This window comes from Roseovarius sp. MBR-78 (genome assembly GCF_040547535.1).
GTDB lineage: Bacteria > Pseudomonadota > Alphaproteobacteria > Rhodobacterales > Rhodobacteraceae > Roseovarius.
In genome coordinates this window covers 43,514-62,970 of sequence record NZ_JBEPPX010000004.1, presented here as the reverse complement: position 1 = coordinate 62,970, position 19,457 = coordinate 43,514, and the positions used below count along the sequence as shown (strand labels likewise).

The following is a 19,457-nucleotide window of genomic DNA, read 5'->3' as shown; positions in this document are numbered from 1 at the left end:
GCGTGTTCAATAAATTCAACACGCACGAGACGGGAGACGCAACAGGCCATGACACTGGATATCGGAACCCGGCTGCGGGCCGTGCGCGAGGCGCGGGGGCTGTCGCAGCGCGAGCTTGCCGGGCGCGCCGGGCTGACCAATGGCACCATCTCGATGATCGAGCAGAACAAGACCAGCCCCTCGGTCGCATCGCTCAAGAGCCTGCTCGACGCGCTGCCGATGCCGCTGTCGGAGTTCTTTGCCGATGTCGAGGAGCAGGCGGCACCCAAATATTTCTACTCCCCCGGTGAATTCACCGAATTGTCACCGCAGGAGGCGGGGCTTGGCGCGGGCGCGGCAAGGGTGTCGCTGCGGCAGTTGGGCAATGCCAGCAGCCACACCATCCAGATGCTGCACGAGGTCTATCCGCCCGGTGCCGATACCGGGCCGGAAATGCTGCGCCACGCGGGCGAAGAGGCGGGCGTGGTGATCTCGGGGATCATCGAGGTGACGGTGGCCGATCAGGTGCGGGTGCTCAACCCCGGCGATGGATACCTCTTCGACAGCACCCTGCCCCACCGGTTTCGAAATATCGGGCCGGGCGACTGCGTGATCGTGAGCGCCTGCACGCCGCCGACCTTCTGAGATGCGCCCCCGGCCCGAAAACACTCGACAACGCAAACCATACGGAGCAGGATAGTTTACATGACACCTTTTGCGATCGCTGGCGTGCAGATGCATGTCGCAGCCGTTCATTCCAACGTGGAGGCGATGCTCCACCGGCTCGACATCCTCATGGCCCGGTTTCCCTGGACGCAGATGGTGGTGTTCAGCGAACTGGCACCGTTCGGGCCGCTTGATCGCTATGCGCAGCCCTTTCCCAACGACACGCTGGCCATTTTTCAGGACGCGGCGCGGCGCTATGGCGTATGGCTTCTGCCCGGCTCGATGTTCGAGAAACGCGAGGATGGGCGCATCTTCAACACCGCCGTGGTGATCGACCCCGAGGGCACGATCATCGCCAAATACTCCAAGATGTTTCCGTTTCGGCCCTACGAGGCCGGGATCTCGGCTGGCACCGAATTCTGCGTGTTCGACGTGCCCGATGTGGGCCGGTTCGGCCTGTCGATCTGCTATGATATCTGGTTCCCCGAGACCACCCGCCACCTCACCAGCCAGGGCGTGGAGATCCTGCTCAACCCGGTTCTGACCGGCACCACCGACCGCGATGCGGAACTGGCCATCGCGCGGGCCACGGCGGCGCAATTCCAATGCTACGTGTTCGCGGTCAACGGGCTGGGCAGCGGCGGCGTGGGGCGGTCGATCGTGGTCGATCCGTCGGCGATGGTGCTGCACCAGAGCCAGGGACAGGAAGACCTCTTTCCCGTCGAGGTCGATCTCGATCTGGTGCGGCGGCAGCGCGAAACCGGGCTTCGGGGTCTGGGCCAGGTGCTCAAGAGCTTTCGCGACCGCGAGGTTGATTTCCCGGTCTATGACCGCGCAAGCGGCGCGGATGCCTATCTCAACACGCTGGGCGCGCTCAGGATTCCGACGCGCGGCGACACGGCCGGGCTTTCGGCACAAGATCCGCGGCAGGCGCTTGGCCATGCCGGAGGGGATGTGCCGGAGGCGGTGAATATCCACGCGTTCAAGGGGATGACCGGCACCGAATAGACGAGACCAACGACCCACAAATGACGGCAAAAGCCGCAGCCAGCACGGGAGGCCGGCATAATGAACAAACAAAACAACGTGCCGGGGCTACCCTCGGTCGCGGATTATTACAGCGCCGCGCAGTTGCGCGCCGACCGCTGGAGCGCCCTGCGCGAGGTGAGCGAGGCGCTTTGGCGGCAGGGGGCAGAAGGGGCGCGCGGCGAAAAGGCGCTGGCGCTGGTGCGCAATCTGCTTGATGCGCTCGCCCCGATCGAGGCCTATTTCGCCTTTCCCGGCGCGGCGGCCTTCGATCACCTGCGGCGGCTTCTGGATCAGCGCAACCTGGAGGATCTGAGCCAGGCGGTGCGCCGCGCGGGGCGGGCGCTGACCTCGGGGGCCTACCGGCGCCGTCACATCCCGCTCATCGCCGAGGATGGCGATGACGAGTTCGAGGACGAGACCGCCCTTTCCCCCGAGGCGCGGGCGCTGGGGCGGGCCTATTTCGAGGTGTTGATCGTCGATCAAGTCAACGAGCATCAGGGCCGGTTCCTGCGCCAGAACCTGCACCGGATGCGCCGCGACGAGGATTCATTCATCTACGAGACGGTGATCGTGCCCTCGATCGAGGATGCGCTCATCGCGATCCTGCTCAACCCCAATATCCAGGCGGTGATCGTGCGGCCGGGCCTTGTGCTCAAGTCGCATAACGCGCTCGATATTCTCAAGCGCTACCTCAACCGGGTGAGCGACGAGGACGTGGACGCGCTGCGCCCGTCGGATTATGGCCCCGAAACCTGCCGCCTGATCGCGCGGCTGCGCCCCGAGCTTGACGCCTATCTTGTCACCGACCGCTCCGCCGAGGATATCGCGGGCCTCGATCTGGGGCTATGCCGGCGGGTGTTCTACAATCAGGAGGATTTCCAGGAGCTGCACCTCAACATCCTGCGCGGCGTCAACCGGCGCTACAAGACGCCGTTCTTTACCGCGCTCAAGGAATATTCCAAGCAGCCCACCGGCGTGTTTCACGCCATGCCGATCAGCCGGGGCAAGTCGATCTCGCGCTCGCACTGGATCCAGGACATGGGCGCGTTCTACGGCCCCAACATCTTTCTGGCCGAGACCTCGGCCACCTCGGGCGGACTCGACAGCCTGCTCGAGCCGCGCGGCCCGATCAAGGAGGCGCAGGAGGCCGCCGCGCGGGCGTTCGGCTCGAAACAGACCTTCTTTGCCACCAACGGCACCTCGACCTGCAACAAGATCGTGGTGCAGGCGTTGGTGCGGCCCGGCGATATCGTGCTGGTGGACCGCGATTGCCACAAGTCGCACCATTACGGGATGGTTCTGGCGGGCGCGCATGTCGTCTATATGGAGAGCTACCCGCTGCACCAATACTCGATGTATGGCGCGGTGCCGATCTCGGAGATCAAGCGCAAGCTGCTGGAACTGCGCGCGGCGGGCAAGCTCGACAAGGTGCGGATGGTGCTGCTTACCAACTGCACCTTTGACGGGATCGTCTATAACGTGCAGCGGGTGATGGAGGAATGCCTCGCCATCAAGCGCGACCTCGTGTTCCTGTGGGACGAGGCGTGGTTTGCCTTTGCCCGGTTCGAGCCGACCTACCGCCAGCGCACGGCGATGCACGCGGCGGGGGTGCTGCGCCACTCGCTGCGCACGCCCGAGCACGCAAAAGCCCATGCCGCGCAGCAAGAGGCGCTCAAGGATGCGCCCGACGAGACATGGCTGGAGACGCGGCTCATCGCGCCGCCCGATGCGCGGGTGCGGGTCTATGCCACGCAATCCACGCACAAGACGCTGACATCGCTGCGGCAGGGCTCGATGATCCATGTCAACGATCAGGGATTCAAGGGCGAGGTCGAGGAGGCGTTTCACGAGGCCTACATGACCCACACATCGACCAGCCCGAATTACCAGATCATCGCCTCGCTCGATGTGGGTCGCAGGCAGGTAGAGCTTGAGGGGTTCGACTTTGTCCAGCGGCAGGTGGAAAGCGCGATGGCGATCCGCCGGGCGGTGGCCGATCATCCGCTCTTGTCCAAATATTTCCGCGTGCTGGCGGCGGGCGACATGATCCCCGAGCAGTGCCGCGAGAGCGGCGTGACCAGCTATTACGACAGCCAGCAGGGCTGGACCGATATCTGGGAATGCTGGGCCAGCGACGAATTCGTGCTTGATCCCACGCGCGTCACGCTTCTGGTGGGCAATACCGGCTGGGACGGCGATACGTTCAAGACCAAGATATTGATGGATAAATACGGCATCCAGATCAACAAGACCTCGCGCAACACGGTCCTGTTCATGACCAATATCGGCACCACGCGATCCTCGGTCGCCTACCTGATCGAGGTGCTGGTGGAAATCGCGCGCGACCTTGACGACCTGCTTGACGACGCCTCGAAGATGGAGCGCATCGGCTTTGACAAGCGGGTGGCGAACCTTGTCGAGAACGTCCCGCCACTGCCGGATTTCAGCCGCTTTCACGATGCGTTCCGCAGCGAGGGATCAACCCCCGAGGGCAATATCCGCGTCGCCTTCTTTCTCGCCTATGACGAGGATAATTGCGATTACGTCGATCTCGACGAGGCGCTGGTGACGCGGCTGGAGGCGGGCGAGGAACTGGTTTCTGCCTCGTTCATCATCCCCTACCCGCCCGGCTTTCCGATCCTCGTGCCGGGGCAGGTCATCAGCACCGAGATCGTGAAATTCATGCGCGCGCTGGACGTGAGCGAAATCCACGGATTCCGGCCCGATCTGGGCCTGCGCGTCTTTACCCCGAAGGCCCTCAAGGGCGTTCGCAACACATAAACCAACAGGCAATCCACCAAGGGAGGTGACACGACATGCCCAAGAAGGTCCTCAAGAACATCTCGGAAATCCGCCGGTTCTTTCACACCAACAAGGATCCGGTCTATTTCGTCTCGGCCACCAATTTCAACCTGCTCGGCCTCGACGAATGGGTAAAGAATTTCATGTATATCTGCTACATGGACTGTTTCGACGGGCGCCACCCCAACGTGTTCGTGCCCGACGAGATGCCCCATGACGAATTTCAGTCGATCGAGGACATCAACAACTATTTGCTTCAGCACAAGGACGTGGTGGACCTCGTGAAGCGGCGCGGCGGCAAGCCGAAATTCGTGTTCCTGATGTTCGACGAGACCACCGAAAAGCTGGTCAAGGATCTGGGCGGCGATCTGTGGTTTCCCAAGGCGAAACTGCGCACGCGCTGCGACAACAAGATCGAGACGGTGCGCATCGGCGACAAGGCCGGCGTGCCCTCGGTGCCTAACACGCTCAGCGTGGTCAAGAACTACAAGCACCTGCGCGAGCTGTGCGACAAGGCCGGGCTGGGGCATGATCTGGTGCTGCAATCGGCGTTCGGCGATTCGGGGCACACCACGTTTTTCATCAAGTCCGAGGCCGATTTCCGCAAGCACGAGCACGAGATCGTGGGCGAGGGCGAGATCAAGATCATGAAGCGGATCGACTGCCGCGGATCGGCGATCGAGGCCTGCGCCACCAAGGAGGGCACTATCGTCGGCCCGCTGATGACCGAGCTTGTGGGTTTCAACGAGTTGACCCCCTATCGCGGCGGCTGGTGCGGGAACGAGATCTTCGCCACCGCCTTTCCGCCCAAGGCGCGGCAGAGGGCGCGCGAGCTGACCTTTCAATTCGGCGAGCAGTTGCGCAAGGAGGGCTATCGCGGCTATTTCGAACTCGATTTCCTGATCGACAAGAAGACCGGCGAGCTGTGGCTGGGCGAGTTGAACCCGCGCATCACCGGGGCAAGCTCGATGACCAACCATGCCGCCTTTGCCCATGCCGATGCGCCGCTCTTCCTGTTCCACCTGCTGGAATTCTCCAAGAAGCCGTTCAAGCTCGATGTCGAGGAAATCAATGCCCGCTGGGCCGATCCCGACATGATCGACAGTTGGTCGCAGATGGTCATCAAACACACTGATGACAGCGTCGATATCGTCACCGACGCGCCGCAATCGGGCATCTACCGGATGCTCGACGATGGCCGGGTGGTGTTCGACCGCTTCGATTATCACCGCCGCGCGGTGGGCGAGAACGAGGCGTTTTTCCTGCGCATCCTCAAGCCCGGCGATTACCGCTACGAGGGGGCCGACCTTGGCATCCTGGTGACGCGCGGGCGGTCGATGACGGGCGGGTTCCGGCTTACCGACCGGTCAAAGAAATGGATCCACGGGATCAAGAGCGCGTTCTCGACCCGCCCGCTGCCCTCGGCGCAGGCGTTCGAAGAGCCGGCGTTCAAGATCATGTAAGGCGGCGCATGGCCCTGATTTTCCGTGCCCTGCGCGAGGAACAGCCCGGCCCGAAACTGGCCGGGCTGTTTCGCGAGTTCTGGCCCGCCTATCACCGCTGGTGGGCGAGCGAGGGCTATGTCGCGCGCCCCACCTACATGGAATGCCGCCGCACCATCGCCACGCATATGCCCGAGATGCTGGCGCTATACGACACGCTGGCCGAACTGGCAGGCGGCAGCGACAGCGCGGCGCGGTTCCTGAGCCTCTACTGCCCGCCGAAATACCTCTCGGGCTGTTCCCAGGCGATCTGGCAGGGTGACGAGCCGCTCTTGGTGCGCAATTACGATTACAGCGCCAAGGCGTTTGACGCGGTGGTGCTGCATACCGGCTGGCAGGGGCGGCGGGTGATGGGCATGGCCGACGGGCTTTGGGGGCTTCTCGACGGGGTCAACGATGCCGGGCTGGCGGTGTCGCTGACATTCGGCGGGCGGCGCGAGGTGGGCGAGGGCTTCGGCGTGCCGCTGATCCTGCGCTACGTGCTCCAGACCTGCGAGACAGCGGCAGAGGCCTGCGCCACCCTGTCGCGGGTGCCCTGCCACATGAGCTATAACGTCACGGTGCTGGATCACGCGCGCGATTTCGCCACCGTCTACCTGACCCCGGACCGCGAGGCGATCGTGACCGGCACCCCGGTCGCGACCAACCATCAGGAGCGCGTGGAATGGGCGCAGCACGCGCGCTTTACCGCCACGGTCGAGCGCGAGCGGTTCCTCTTGTCGCGGCTGACGCTGCATCCCGACCGGCAGGAGCGGTTCATCGACGCGTTCCTGCGCCCGCCGCTCTATTCGACGGCATTCGGCGCCGGGTTCGGCACGCTTTATACCGCCGCCTACCGCCCGCGCGCCGGGCGGATGGAGCTTTTATGGCCCGGCCTGCGCTGGCCCTTTACCCTTGGCGGGTTCGAGGAAGGCGCGCGGCACATCCTCATCCCCGAGGGCTGAGCGCGGCGCTCACTTGTCGCGGAACTGCGCCTCGCGCTTCTCGGCAAAGGCCGCCATGCCCTCTTTCTGGTCGTCGGTGGCAAAGAGCGAGTGAAACACGCGCCGCTCGAACAAGAGCCCCTCGCGCAGTGTCGTCTCGAACGAGCGGTTGACCGCCTCCTTGGCCGCCATCACGGTGATCTGCGATTTCTCGGCGATCTTTTGCGCCGCCGACATCGCCTCGTCCATCAGCTTCTTGGCGGGCACGATGCGGCTTACCAGCCCCGCGCGCTCGGCCTCTTCGGCATCCATGAACCGGCCCGTCAGGTTCATGTCCATCGCCTTGGCCTTGCCGATGGCGCGGGTCAGACGCTGCGTGCCGCCAAGCCCCGCGATGACGCCAAGGTTGATCTCGGGCTGGCCGAATTTCGCGGTATCCGAGCAGATGATGAAATCGCACATCATCGCCAATTCGCACCCGCCACCCAGCGCATAGCCCGACACGGCGGCGATGATCGGCTTGCGGATGCGCATGATGGCATCGCTGTCGGCGGTAAAGAGGTCTTCGGTGAAGACATCGACAAAGCTCTTGCCGCTCATCATCTTGATATCGGCCCCGGCGGCGAATGCCTTGTCCGAGCCTGTGAGCACGATGCAGCGCACCTTGTCGTTGGTCTGTGCCTCGGCAAGCGCGCGGGCCAGTTCGGTCATCAACTGATCGTTGAGCGCGTTGAGCGCGTCGGGGCGGTTCAGCTTGATAAGGGCGACGTGGTCTTCCACTTCGACGATGATCGTCTCATAGGCCATGAATTTCGCTTTCGGTGGTTGCGACAGGTATATCAGGCCGAGTCATTACCATTCTGGCGCGCCCGATCAACCTATCTTTGGCAGCGTGGGCAGTAGAAGCTCGACCGCGCGGATTGCACGATGCGGGTAATCCGGGCCTCGCAGGCGGCGGTTCGGCAGGGCGCGCCCTCGCGCCCGTAGACATCAAAAGCGTGCTGGAAATAGCCCAACTCGCCATCCGCCTGCCGGTAGTCGCGCAAGGACGAGCCGCCCGCCGCAATGGCATCGGTCAGAACGTCGCGAATCGCCGGAACAAGCCGCGCGATGCGGCGCGGCCCGAGGTTCCCCGCCTGCCTGCGCGGCGAAATGCCCGCCCGGTAAAGCGCCTCGCAGACATAGATATTGCCCAGGCCCGCCACGATCCGCTGATCCAGCAGCGCGGCCTTGACGGAGGTGCGCCGCCCCGCGAGCCGCGCGGCAAGATGACCCTCGTGAAAGCCGTTGCCAAGCGGCTCTGGCCCGATCCGCGCCAGCAGCGGATGCGCCTCGGCGCTGGCGGTTTCCATCAGGTCCATCGCCCCGAACCGGCGCGGATCATTGAAGGTGATACGCGCGCCGCCCGCCATGTCGAGGATCACATGATCGTGTTTCTCGGGCGCGGGGTGGTCATGCACGAATTGCCCCACCAGCGCCCCCGAGACCAGCATCCGCCCCGACATGCCCAGATGCACCAGCAGCGTCTCGCCCCGGTCGAGATCGGCCAACAGGTATTTCGAGCGCCGCCGCAGCGCCAGCACCCGCGCCCCAGTCAACCGCTCCGCCATGCCGGGCGGAAACGGCCAGCGCAGATCGGGGCGGTTGAGCGTCGCGCGCGCGATCACCTGCCCCTCCATAACGGGCGCAAGGCCGCGCCGCACGGTTTCGACCTCTGGCAATTCGGGCATCGTCGACCTCGGCGCGTGAAAGGGGCGCATTGTCACCCCCGTTTGGCACCCTATAAGAAGGGGACGCGTTAGAAACGACAAGGGCCGGGGCAGGGCATGAGCGAGAAAACCACCCATTTCGGATTTCAGGACGTGCCCGAATCGGAAAAGGCAGGCCGCGTGCGCGGCGTCTTTGGCAGCGTGGCATCGAAATACGACGTGATGAACGACGCCATGTCCTTTGGCGTCCACCGCATCTGGAAGGATGCGATGATGGATTGGCTCGCCCCGCGCGCCGGTCAGCGCCTGCTCGACGTGGCAGGCGGCACCGGCGATATCGCGTTCCGCTTTCTGCGCCGTGCAGGCCACGGCCACGCCACCGTGCTCGACCTGACCGAGCCGATGCTGATCGAGGGCCGCAAGCGCGCCGAGGCCGAGGCGCTGGCCCAGAGCCTCGATTGGGTGGTCGGCGACGCGATGGCGCTGCCGTTCGAGGATGCGAGTTTCGATACCTACACGATCAGTTTCGGCATCCGCAACGTGACCCGCCCGCAAGAGGCGCTGAACGAGGCGTTCCGCGTCCTGCGGCCCGGCGGGCGGCTGATGGTGCTGGAATTCAGCCAGATTCCCAACGAGTTGATGCAAAAGGTCTATGATCTCTATTCCTTCAACATCATCCCGCGCCTTGGCCAGGCAATCGCGAATGACCGCGACAGCTATCAATACCTGGTGGAATCGATCCGCCGCTTTCCCGATCAGGAAACATTCCTCGACATGGTGCGCGCGGCGGGCTTCGAGAACGCCAAATACCGCAACCTGTCTATGGGCATCGCCTGCCTGCACTCAGGGTGGAAGATTTGAGGGGCCCGCATAACCTCATCCGCCTGATCCGAACCGGGGCCACGCTCGAGCGCACCGGCGCGATGGGCCTCATCATGGAGGCGTTCGAGGCGCCGCCGCTGGTGCGCGCGACGATGCGCGCGCTCGCCTGGCCGTTTCAATGGCTGGGCGACCGGGGCGACCCGACCACGCCACCGGCGGTGCGCGCGCTGACGGCGCTTGGCCCCGCCTATATCAAGTTCGGGCAGATTCTCTCGACCCGGCCCGATCTGGTGGGCGAGGAACTGGCCGGGCAGTTGCGCGTGCTGCAAGACAAGCTGCCGCCGTTTTCCATCGACACCGCCAAGGCCTCGATCGCCGCCGAGCTTGGCCGCCCGGTAGAAGAGATATACGACGATTTCAGCCCGCCGGTGGCCGCGGCCTCAATTGCGCAGGTCCACAAGGCGCGGCTGCGCGAGACCGGCGAGACGGTCGCGATCAAGGTGCTGCGGCCCGGTATCGAGCGCGCCTTTCGCCGCGATATCGACGCCTTCTATTTCGCCGCGCGCATGGTCGAGGTGCTGGCCCCCGGCGCGCGGCGGCTTCGGCCCACCGATGTGATCGCGCATTTCGAAGGCGTGGTTCTGGGCGAGCTGGACCTGCGGCTGGAGGCCGCCTCGGCCTCGGAATTCGCCGCCAACACCCAAGGCGACGAGGGGTTTCGCCTGCCATCGGTGCATTGGCACCTGTCGTCGCGGCGCGTGATGACGATGGAATGGGCCGATGGCGTGCCGATGGGCGACAATGCCGCCATTGACGCGGCGGGCCATGACCGGGTGGTGCTGGGCGCGCGGGTGTTGCAGCTTTTCCTCAGCCATGCGCTGCGCGACGGGTATTTTCACGCCGACATGCACCAGGGCAACCTCAAGGTGGCCGCCGATGGCGATATCCTCGCCTATGATTTCGGGATCATGGGCCATATCGACGAATACACCCGGCGCGTCTATGCCGAGATCCTCTATGGTTTCATCAAGCGCGATTATGCTCGTGTTGCCGAGGTGCATTTCGAGGCGGGCTATGTGCCGCGCGACCGCGATGTGGTTGCTTTTGCACGCGCGCTGCGCGCGGTGGGAGAGCCGATCTTCGGCATGGATGCCAGCCGCATCTCGATGGGCAACCTGCTGAGCTATCTTTTCGAGGTGACCGAGCAATTCGGGATGGAAACACGCACCGAGCTGATCCTGTTGCAGCGCACGATGGTGGTGGTCGAGGGGGTGGCGCGCTCGCTCGATCCGCAGATCAACATCTGGCAGGTGGCCCGCCCGGTGGTGGAGGATTACATCCGCCGCACGATGGGGCCGCGCGCGGCGCTGCGCGATCTGGGGCGCACGGCGCTGGTGCTCTCGCGCTATGGCCCGCGCCTGCCCGGCCTTGTCGAGGCGGCGCTGATCCGGCAGGCGGCCCCGGCGCCCGCCCCGCCGCCCCGCCGCTGGCGCGAGCGTGCGCTCTGGGCCACGGGCGGGCTTGCGGCGGGCGCGGGGATTGCGTTCGGCGTGCTGGCGCTCATCTAACGCTCACTCTGGCGGCGGCGGGCGCAGGCCGATCACCTCGGCGGGGGTGACGCTCTGTCCATTGCCAAGCCCGAGCCGGACCTCGCCGCCCTCGAGCCGCGTCTCGATCACGCGGCTGCGCATGTGGGCCTCGTGGCGGGCGATGGTCTCTCCAGCCGATTGCGACAGCACCGAGAGCGTATAGCTGCCCGGCGGTAGCGTCTGGCCTTGCGCGTCGCGCCCCGCCCACAGGACCGGGCCGCTCTCGGCGGGCAGGGCAGACCGCGCCACCACCGCCCCCGTAGCGTCAGAAACAACCAGTTCGGCGGCATCCGCGCGCGGATCGACCACCGCCTCGATCTGCACGCGCTCACCGGCAAAGCGCACCGGCGCGCGCACCTCGGCCTCGAGTCCGATCCAGCCGGGAAACTCGCCCATGCCAAGCGTCGCCATCTGCGCGCCAAGTCCGGTCAGCAACTCGTTGGTCCGCACCTGTTGCTCGACGGAGGAAAACGTGGCGAGTTGCACCGCGAAATCGGCTGATTCGACGGGGTTGAGTGGATCCTGATTGCGCATCTGTGTGGTGAGCATCTTGAGGAATGTCTCGAAATCCGAACTGAGCGCGCCGGTGGTTCCGGGGCCGGGTGCGCCCCCGGCAGCAAGCGCCACCGGGGCGGTCGCGGCAGGGCCGGTGGCGATACCTGTCAACGTATCCATGATGTCTCCTTTCCAAAGCGTGGCTCAAAACCGGGAAGCAGATTTGAGCGTCTCGAACATGCGAAATCCATAACTCAGAGCCTGATATCGAGCCGGTCGCCCAACACGAGCAGCGCACCGGGCGCAAGCGGCGTGATATCAGGCGGCGCGGCGGCGCGTGCGGGTGCTGCGGCATCAAGGGGCAGTGCGTGGTCCTGATCAGTGCCCTGCCCTCCCTGGGTGAAATCGAATTGTGTCCCCTCGTATCCGATCTGAACGAACTCGCGCGCCAGAAGGTCGATGTTGCGGCGCATGAGATCGAGTGTCTCGGGGCGGTCGGCGGTGATTGTCACGCTGAGCCCGGCCTCGGACGGGTGCAGGCGCAGGCGCACGCGGCCAAGCTCTTCGGGGCTGAGGCTCAACTCGATCGTGCCGCGCGCCCCGCCCCCCGCCTCTGCCGCATGGGCGATCTGCACCGCGATCTGGCGCGGGATATCCGGGCCCGCCGTGGCAGAAATCGACGCAGGCACAGACAGCGATGGAAGCGCGGTCGAGGCGCGCAACTCGTTCAGGCCGGGGGCCGACTCCGCGAGGCCCGCAGGATCGGCAGCCGTGCCCATCGCAGCGGCGAGCGCGGCGGACAGATGAACGGCAGGCGGGGCGGCGCGTAGTGCCGGGACGATCGGGGATGTCAACGCCGATGGCAGAACGCCCGTCCCGGACGCGGGCATGTTGAGCCGGGGGGTGGCGGCGGGTCGATCTGCGGCGTACAAGGCAGCCATTACCTGCATCGGCACGGCGGCTACTGGCACGGCGGTCGTAGACGCGGGCCCATCCCCGGACTGCGCCACGATGGGTGCCACGGTCAACGGCATGGATTGCGGCCCCGACACGGGAGCCAAGGCCACCTCGCGCGCAATGGCGTGGGGGGGCGCGGCCAAGACCTCGGCGGCCCCAGCGGTCCCGCCACTTTGCCCCTGCGCGCTCTCAAACGGGCGGGCCGACACCGCATCACCGCGCGCAATCGCATCCATGGGCGGGGCGTCCTGCAGAGTGTCCGGCCCCGGCTGGGACGAGGACCGCGCCGTCGCTGAGGCCTGCCCCGGAGCGACGGGCGACGGGGGCAAAACACCCTCAACCCCCGCAAGCGCCACGGCAACAGGCGACTCTGTTGTATCCTTGGGCGGCGGAGCAACCCCCGTTTCGGCGGTTGCCTCCATCCCCTTCCCCGCAGCGCCAGCTTGTCGCTCCAAGGCATTTACCGGGGTCGTACCGGCAGGGTCCACCCCGGTGAGAGACACGGTCTCCCCCGGTTCGGCCTCTGTTGCGACTGCCTCGGCAATTCCCGCGCCCTCCTTCATCGGCGCGGCGAGGAACGTGGCAAACGTCCCGCCCGGCACGGGCTTTGCCGGGGCCGATGCCGGTTGTCCGCCAACAGTTGCCGTGCCCGGTGCCGGGGGGCCGTCGTGATGCCCGGTGAGAGTAATCATGCGTCTCTTTCCGCCATTCCATCCGCTTCGCATCGCAGAGTCGCAGAATTCGGTTACCGGTTCTTTACTGCTTTGCGGTTTCATGGCGTCAAATTCCAACAATTCGAGGTAACGCCATGCTTTCGCCCCCGTCGCTCCCGATCACCCGCGCCGATGCGTCCCACCCGACACCGCCAACGCGCGCGCAAACCCGCGCCGCCGCCGCTCAGGCGCTCGAGGCCAGTTTTCTGGCCGAGATGCTCAAGGCCACCGGGCTTGGGGAACAAGAAAACAGCTTCACCGGCAGCGCGGGCGAGAGCCAGTTTGCCTCGTTCCACCGCGAGGCGATCGCCGCCGAGATCGTGCGCAAGGGCGGGATCGGCCTTGCCAAGGTAATCGAGGCCGCAATGAAGGAGACCCAAGATGACATCGCATGATCCCGACGATCTTCACCGGCGACTCAGCGCCCTGCTCGCGCGCGAGCGGGCGGCGCTTTTGTCCGGTGATCTGCACGCGGTGGGCGCGCTGGCCGGGGAGAAAGAGGCGCTTGCCGCGCAGCTCAAAAGCCTCGGGCCCGAGGCGCTTGCCGCGACGCAAAGCCTTGGCGAGGCAGCGCGGCGCAACCAGGCGCTGCTTGATGGGGCACTTCAGGGGATACGCCTCGCGGCGGCGCGGCTTTCGGCCTATCGCCGACTGCACGGCGCGATGGAAACCTACGACCCGCAGGGCCGCAAGACGACCATCGCCGGTATCCTGGCGCACAAGGTCGAACGCCGGGCCTGAGCGGTTTGTCTCAAATGCGAGGGAAATCGCCGGGCGGGATTAGCACTCCATTAGCAGTTGGCTGGCAAACCTACACGGGCACTCAGCACGAGATGGCGCAGCCGAACCCCGCTATCGGGGCGGCCGCAAACGTCAGAACGACACAGCCAACCGCCCCCGAGGGCGGTTTCCAACCGGCGCGACAGCGCCGCAGCCATGAGGTGAACAACCATGTCAAGTATCCTGACCAACAACAGCGCGATGGTCGCGCTCCAAACGCTGAAATCCGTCAATGCCAACCTCGCCAAGACGCAGGATGTGATCTCGACCGGCAAACAGGTGAGTTCGGCCAAGGACAATGCCGCCGTCTTTGCGATCTCCAAGGTGATGGAATCCGATGTCACCGGGTTCAAGGCGATCTCCGACAGCCTGTCGCTGGGTGAATCCACCGTGGCGGTCGGCCGTCAAGCCGCAGAAACGGTCACGGACCTGCTCAACGACGTCAAGGGCAAGATCGTCGCGGCGCAGGAGGAAAACGTCGACCGCGCCAAGATCCAGACCGATATCGACGAGTTGACCAAGCAGATCGGCTCGGTCGTGGGCGCGGCACAGTTCAACGGGCTCAACCTCGTCGATGGCAGCAGCACCGACCCGGTGAACATCCTTTCGTCGCTCGACAGGGATGCCTCGGGCAACGTGACCGCAAGCCAGATCGAGGTCACGCGCCAGAACCTGTCGGTGACTACGCCGGTCACGGCGCAGGCCTTCGGCACCACCGATCTTGCCAATACGGCTGCGGCGGAGGCCCTGATCGACAGTGCCAACTCGACCACTATCGAAGGCGACGCCGCAACGATCGATGGCGGCACGTCGAACGTCGCGGTCGCCAATGCCGCCAACGAGGTTATCACCATCGGGCAGGTGGCTGCGGGCGACAGCTTCCAGATCGATCTTGGCAACGTCCCGGTGAACGTGGCGGGCGGCGGCACCGCAACCGGTGAACGCACCTTCCAGTTCGTGGCCGGCGCAAACGATGGCACAGCGGATGTCGCCAGCAACCTCGCCAATCAGATCAACGCCTTCTTCGAGGCTGCGACCGATTCCTCGCTGAAGCTCTCGGCCACGGTGAGCGGCAACGAGATCACGATCACCAACGGCGATGGAACGACGACCAACGCCGCCCTCGATATCGGCCTGCGCGCCCAGACCGGCGGCACGCCCGGCTCCTCCGCCGCGAGCGGTGGTCTGGGGGCGCTGCAAACCATCGACGTGACCACGAATGCCGGGGCCACGGGGGCGCTCAACGCAATCGAGGATCTGATCCAGACCTCGGTCGACGCCGCCGCGGCCTTCGGCTCGACCGAAGGGCGGATCGCAACGCAATCCGATTTCGTCGGCAAACTGACCGATTCGCTCACGGCGGGTATCGGCTCGCTCGTCGATGCCAATCTCGAGGAAGCCTCGGCGCGGCTTCAGGCCCTGCAGGTGCAGCAGCAGTTGGCGACACAATCGCTGTCGATCGCCAACCAGGCCCCGCAGGCGATCTTGTCGCTGTTCAGATAATCCAGGGCAGGGGCGTCTTCTCAAGGCGCCCCTGATCCGCCGTCGGGCAGCTTTCCCCAAAGAAAGGATACGTCGTGAACACCACCTTGCAGGCGCGCGCGGCCTACACCGCCGAGAGCGGTGCCATAAACACACCGCGCGCCACCGAATACCGCGCCTTCGCGCGGATCACGCATCGGCTCAAATCTGCGGTCGCGAACGGTCGTGACATGCCGGCCCTTGCCGCCGCGATCCACGATAATCGGCGGCTGTGGACGATTCTCGCGGCCGATGTCGCCCAACCGGCCAATCCCCTTCCCGTCGCGCTGCGGGCACAGCTTGTCTCTCTCGCCGAATTCACACGCATCCATAGCGGCAAGGTCCTGCGCGAGGGCGCATCGCCCGACCCGCTCATCGAGGTCAACATCGCCGTGATGCGCGGGCTGGCCGGAACCGGTGGCACGACATGAGCGGCCTGGTTCTCAAACTCGGCCCGCGCGAGCGGGTTCTTGTGAATGGTGCCGTGATCGAGAATGGCGACCGCCGGTCGCGCCTGTCGATCATGACGCCGGACGCGCGTATCCTGCGGCTGCGCGATGCGATCCACCCGACAGAGGCAACAACGCCGGTGCGGCGCGCCTGCTATGCCGCGCAACTCATTCTTTCGGGCGATGCCGCGCCTGAGGACATGCATCACCAGCTTCTGCACCGGATCGAGGAACTCAGCCAGGTGTTGCGCGACCCCGACAGTCGCGCCCTGCTCGCGCAGGCCGGCACCGCCCTTATCGAGGCGGAACATTATCGCTGCCTCAAGGCGTTGCGGGCGCTGCTGCCGCGCGAGGATCGCCTGCTCGCACACCGCAAGAGCGCCTGATGTTCACGCCGGTCATCCCCATCGGTGGCCTGCCAGGCTGGACCTTGCTCAATCGCACGATTGAGCGGCAAAGCGCGCTCTTCTCGGCGGCCCCGGCCCTGCAACGCGATACCGACCATTTTCGCGAGGCCATCGCCGAGGTGAAAACCGCCGCAGACCTCGTCTCGGATCGGCGGCTTTTGCGCGTGGCGCTGGGGGCCTTCGGCCTTCAGGAGGATATCGACAGCCGCGCCTTTATCCGGGCCATCATCGAGCAGGGGACGCAAGCCCGCGATGCGCTCGCCAACCGGCTGGCGGATGACCGCTACCGCGGTCTTGCAAACGCCTTCGGCTTTCTTGCGGGGCCGTCGAATGAGCCGCCCCCCCCGGATTTCGCCGACCGCATCATCAATCAGTTCCGGCAACGCGAATTCGAGACCGCTGTTGGCGAACAGGACGCCGGGCTACGCCTCGCGCTCAATGCAGACCGCGAATTCGCAGCACTCGCGGCCGAAGACAGCTCCGACAACGCGCTTTGGTTTCGTATCCTCGGAACACCGCCGCTGCGCGAGGTTTTCGAGGTGGCGCTGGGATTGCCACAGAGCTTTGCCCAGCTCGATCTTGACCGGCAGCTTCAGGATATCCGGTCGCTTGCGGCACGGCGCCTCGATATTTCCTCGCCCAGGGATCTCGCCAGCGATGACCTGCGCGAGGGGTTGATCCGGCAATTCCTGCTCCGCGATCAACTCGCGTCGTTTACCGTCAACTCCTCGCAATCCATCGCGCTGACGCTGCTGCAATCGGCCCCGCGCCTGTTCTGACGCCGACGCGCGGCAGCCTCCCGCCCCTGCCCGCCGCCAGAACCCCCGACAGGCTATAGAACGCCACCGCTCAGGGCGATCCTGCCCCGCCGGGCAGGGCAGGCCGACCTCCCTGCCCGGCTGTCTGCCCACCCGCCCGCCGCAGGATGACCGCCAGGCGCGCGAAACTGTTGGCGGCATCGCCCGGCTCGGATGCCGCGAGAAACCCGTCGAGATCGGGCCAGACCCGGATCGCCTGATCGAGGCCCGGATCGCTGCCCTCGGCGTAAAGCCCGGCACGCAGCATCGTCTCGGACCGCGCATACCGCCCCAGAAGGTCGCGCGCGCGGGCAATGAGCGCGTTTTCCTCCGCACTCGCCGCCCTTGGCAGGCTTCGCGAGACCGACCGCAGCGCGTCGATCGCCGGGTAGCGCCCGCGCTCGGCAATATCGCGGGAGAGCACGACATGCCCGTCAAGCACCCCGCGCAGGATATCGGCCACCGGCTCGTCCATATCCGATCCCGCGACCAGCACGGTAAAGAGCGCGGTGATGTCGCCCGCCGACGGCCCGCCGCCCGGCCCCGCGCGTTCGCACAAGGACATGATCGCATGCGAGGTCGAGGCCGGGAAACCGCGCAACGCGGGCATCTCGCCTGCCGCAGTGGCCACCTCGCGATGCGCCTCGGCAAAGCGGGTGATCGAATCGGCCAGCAACAGCACATGCTGACCGGCATCGCGGAAATGCTCGGCCACGGCCATCGCCGTCCAGGCGCAGCGCCGCCGCACCAGCGGCGAGCGGTCCGAGGTGGCCGCAACGATCACCGCGCGGCGCATCCCCTCGGGGCCCAGCACGTCGCGTATGAATTCCCCAAGCTCGCGCCCGCGCTCGCCAATCAACGCGACCACCACGACATCGGCCTGCACATGGCGTGCGAGATGGCCCAGCAGCATGGATTTGCCCACGCCCGACCCGGCAAAGAGCCCCATCCGCTGACCGCGCACCAGGGGCAGCAGCGTGTTGAACGCCGCCATCCCGGTTTCGAGCCGGGGCCCGAGCGGACGGCGCGTGGCCGGATCGGGGGGCGGCGCGCGCAGCGGGCGCGGGATGGGGCCGCGCAACAGCGGGCGGCCATCGAGCGGCGCGCCGAACGGGTCGATCACCCGCCCGATCCACCCCTCCGAGGGCGCGATCCGGGCCGCGCCAAGAAGCCGGACCCGATCGCCAAGCGCCACCCCTTCGGCGGCGGCATCGGGCAGCACGAGGATCGAGGCGGCATCGAGTTGCAGCACCTCGCCGGTGAGCACGTCGCCGCCGCGCAACGACACGCGCACCCGGTCGCCGAGACGCGCCGCCCCCGAAAGCCCGCTTACCCGCAGCACGCCACCCTGCACCGCGACCACCCGGCCCACCGCATGCGCCGCGCTGAGCGCGCAAATCTCGGCCTGCATCCCCCTGATCGCGTTTTCGCTCATCCGTGCGCTCTCCTCATGTCCCGAGAACCATTTCTAAACGAATCAGGGTTAAGCCTTGATTGAAACCAGCGAGGGAGAAGCCCGATGCTTGAAGAAATCGACCTGTTTCGCCTGTCACACGCGATGGCGCGCCACGCCGGGGCCCGCCAGGCGGTCGTGGCGCAGAACATGGCCAATGCTGACACGCCCGGCTACGGCGCGCGCGACATCGCGCCCTTTGCCGCCCATCTCGGGGACGGGCCCGGATTTGTTGCGCGCGCGACACGGCCCGGCCACCTCGCAGGCCCCGCGCCCGGCCACGAATTCGAAGCGCGGATCGAGCGCGATGCCGTCCGTGATCCCAATGGCAATTCCGTGGCGCTCGAAACCGAGATGCTGCGCGGTGTCGAGGCCAAGCGCCAGCATGACCGCGCCCTCGCGCTCTATCGCGCCGGCCTGAACGTGCTGCGCACGGCCATCGGCCGCAACTAGGAGGGCAGGAAATGAGCGATTTTTCCAACGCCCTGTCGGTCTCGTCCAGCGGGCTGAAGGCGCAGGCGCAGCGGCTGCGCCACGTGGCAGAGAATATCGCCAATGCCGACACGCCCGGCTATCGCCGCAAGACCGTTTCTTTCGAGGCCGCGCGCGACAGCGACGCAGGCGGGGTGATCCCCGGCCCGGTCCGGCTCGACCGTGGGGCCTTGCAACGGGTCTATGACCCCTCGCACCCGCTCGCCGACGAGACCGGCCATTACGACGCCTCGAACGTGAACCTGATGATCGAGATGGCCGACGCCCGCGAGGCGCAGCGCAGCTACGAGGCCAATCTCAAGATGTTCGACCAGGCGCGCCAGATGTCCTCGGGCCTGATGGACCTGCTGCGCCGATGATGACGCGACCTTA

General features: G+C 65.9%; 20 protein-coding genes. 15 read left to right on the top strand and 5 right to left on the bottom strand.

Annotated features, from left to right (window positions below):
* The first annotated feature begins 48 nt into the window (after window positions 1-48).
* From ABIE58_RS04385 to ABIE58_RS04365, 5 genes are read left to right on the top strand one after another with little or no spacing between them, the layout of a single operon-like run.
* The gene (locus ABIE58_RS04385) at window positions 49-624 is read left to right on the top strand and encodes a cupin domain-containing protein (RefSeq protein ID WP_354543474.1); all 576 of its coding nucleotides are present in this window, start codon (window positions 49-51) and stop codon (window positions 622-624) included.
* 60 nt (window positions 625-684) lie between these two features.
* Entirely contained in the window at window positions 685-1,653 is a 969-nt protein-coding gene (locus tag ABIE58_RS04380) for a carbon-nitrogen hydrolase family protein (RefSeq protein WP_354543473.1), read from the top strand.
* 60 nt (window positions 1,654-1,713) lie between these two features.
* Entirely contained in the window at window positions 1,714-4,455 is a 2,742-nt protein-coding gene (locus tag ABIE58_RS04375) for an aminotransferase class I/II-fold pyridoxal phosphate-dependent enzyme (protein ID WP_354543472.1), read from the top strand.
* 35 nt (window positions 4,456-4,490) lie between these two features.
* Window positions 4,491-5,939 (top strand): biotin carboxylase, encoded by a 1,449-nt coding sequence (locus ABIE58_RS04370; protein WP_354543471.1) that lies wholly within the window; start codon window positions 4,491-4,493, stop codon window positions 5,937-5,939.
* 8 nt (window positions 5,940-5,947) lie between these two features.
* Complete coding sequence (locus ABIE58_RS04365) at window positions 5,948-6,922, top strand: C45 family autoproteolytic acyltransferase/hydrolase (RefSeq protein ID WP_354543470.1); 975 nt, start codon at window positions 5,948-5,950, stop codon at window positions 6,920-6,922.
* A gap of 9 nt (window positions 6,923-6,931) precedes the next feature.
* On the opposite strand, the gene ABIE58_RS04360 is transcribed toward ABIE58_RS04365, so the two are convergent.
* Together ABIE58_RS04360 and mutM are read right to left on the bottom strand one after the other, a co-directional pair.
* A complete protein-coding gene (locus ABIE58_RS04360) occupies window positions 6,932-7,708 on the bottom strand; it encodes an enoyl-CoA hydratase (RefSeq protein WP_354543469.1) in 777 nt (258 codons plus the stop codon).
* Between the two features lie 71 nt (window positions 7,709-7,779).
* On the bottom strand, window positions 7,780-8,631 hold the full coding sequence (gene mutM, locus ABIE58_RS04355) for a bifunctional DNA-formamidopyrimidine glycosylase/DNA-(apurinic or apyrimidinic site) lyase (protein ID WP_354543468.1): 852 nt from the start codon (window positions 8,629-8,631) through the stop codon (window positions 7,780-7,782).
* A 96-nt stretch (window positions 8,632-8,727) separates the two neighbouring features.
* Between mutM and ubiE the strand changes: the two genes are divergently transcribed.
* Window positions 8,728-9,471, top strand: a complete 744-nt coding sequence (gene ubiE, locus ABIE58_RS04350) for a bifunctional demethylmenaquinone methyltransferase/2-methoxy-6-polyprenyl-1,4-benzoquinol methylase UbiE (RefSeq protein WP_354543467.1) — start codon at window positions 8,728-8,730, stop codon at window positions 9,469-9,471.
* Window positions 9,468-11,000 (top strand): 2-polyprenylphenol 6-hydroxylase, encoded by a 1,533-nt coding sequence (gene ubiB, locus ABIE58_RS04345; protein WP_354543466.1) that lies wholly within the window; start codon window positions 9,468-9,470, stop codon window positions 10,998-11,000. Before ubiE ends, ubiB begins: the two co-directional genes overlap by 4 nt.
* A 3-nt stretch (window positions 11,001-11,003) precedes the next feature.
* Here the strand turns inward: ubiB and ABIE58_RS04340 are convergent, their stop codons facing one another.
* Both ABIE58_RS04340 and ABIE58_RS04335 read right to left on the bottom strand, forming a co-directional pair.
* Window positions 11,004-11,696 (bottom strand): flagellar hook capping FlgD N-terminal domain-containing protein, encoded by a 693-nt coding sequence (locus ABIE58_RS04340; protein WP_354543465.1) that lies wholly within the window; start codon window positions 11,694-11,696, stop codon window positions 11,004-11,006.
* Between the two features lie 74 nt (window positions 11,697-11,770).
* A complete protein-coding gene (locus ABIE58_RS04335) occupies window positions 11,771-12,709 on the bottom strand; it encodes a flagellar hook-length control protein FliK (protein ID WP_354543464.1) in 939 nt (312 codons plus the stop codon).
* A gap of 572 nt (window positions 12,710-13,281) precedes the next feature.
* Here ABIE58_RS04335 and ABIE58_RS04330 point away from each other — a divergent pair.
* The 6 genes from ABIE58_RS04330 (at window position 13,282) to ABIE58_RS04305 (ending at window position 17,122) form a co-directional block, all read left to right on the top strand.
* Complete coding sequence (locus tag ABIE58_RS04330; protein ID WP_354543463.1) at window positions 13,282-13,581, top strand: rod-binding protein; 300 nt, start codon at window positions 13,282-13,284, stop codon at window positions 13,579-13,581.
* On the top strand, window positions 13,568-13,927 hold the full coding sequence (locus ABIE58_RS04325) for a hypothetical protein (RefSeq protein WP_354543462.1): 360 nt from the start codon (window positions 13,568-13,570) through the stop codon (window positions 13,925-13,927). The genes ABIE58_RS04330 and ABIE58_RS04325 overlap by 14 nt, the downstream gene beginning before the upstream one ends.
* Window positions 13,928-14,137: 210 nt before the next feature.
* Complete coding sequence (locus ABIE58_RS04320) at window positions 14,138-15,469, top strand: flagellin N-terminal helical domain-containing protein (protein WP_354543461.1); 1,332 nt, start codon at window positions 14,138-14,140, stop codon at window positions 15,467-15,469.
* A 74-nt stretch (window positions 15,470-15,543) separates the two neighbouring features.
* Window positions 15,544-15,918: a flagellar biosynthesis regulator FlaF gene (gene flaF, locus ABIE58_RS04315; RefSeq protein WP_354543460.1), complete on the top strand. Its 375-nt coding sequence runs from the start codon at window positions 15,544-15,546 to the stop codon at window positions 15,916-15,918.
* Window positions 15,915-16,322, top strand: coding sequence for a flagellar biosynthesis repressor FlbT (gene flbT / locus ABIE58_RS04310; RefSeq protein WP_354543459.1), 408 nt, complete (start codon window positions 15,915-15,917; stop codon window positions 16,320-16,322). The genes flaF and flbT overlap by 4 nt, the downstream gene beginning before the upstream one ends.
* Window positions 16,322-17,122, top strand: a complete 801-nt coding sequence (locus ABIE58_RS04305) for a DUF1217 domain-containing protein (RefSeq protein WP_354543458.1) — start codon at window positions 16,322-16,324, stop codon at window positions 17,120-17,122. The genes flbT and ABIE58_RS04305 overlap by 1 nt, the downstream gene beginning before the upstream one ends.
* A 70-nt stretch (window positions 17,123-17,192) precedes the next feature.
* On the opposite strand, the gene ABIE58_RS04300 is transcribed toward ABIE58_RS04305, so the two are convergent.
* A complete protein-coding gene (locus tag ABIE58_RS04300; protein WP_354543457.1) occupies window positions 17,193-18,575 on the bottom strand; it encodes a FliI/YscN family ATPase in 1,383 nt (460 codons plus the stop codon).
* Window positions 18,576-18,659: 84 nt separating this feature from the next.
* Between ABIE58_RS04300 and ABIE58_RS04295 the strand changes: the two genes are divergently transcribed.
* Together ABIE58_RS04295 and flgC are read left to right on the top strand one after the other, a co-directional pair.
* A complete protein-coding gene (locus ABIE58_RS04295) occupies window positions 18,660-19,046 on the top strand; it encodes a FlgB family protein (protein WP_354543456.1) in 387 nt (128 codons plus the stop codon).
* 11 nt (window positions 19,047-19,057) lie between these two features.
* A complete protein-coding gene (gene flgC / locus ABIE58_RS04290) occupies window positions 19,058-19,444 on the top strand; it encodes a flagellar basal body rod protein FlgC (RefSeq protein WP_354543455.1) in 387 nt (128 codons plus the stop codon).
* Window positions 19,445-19,457: the final 13 nt, after the last annotated feature.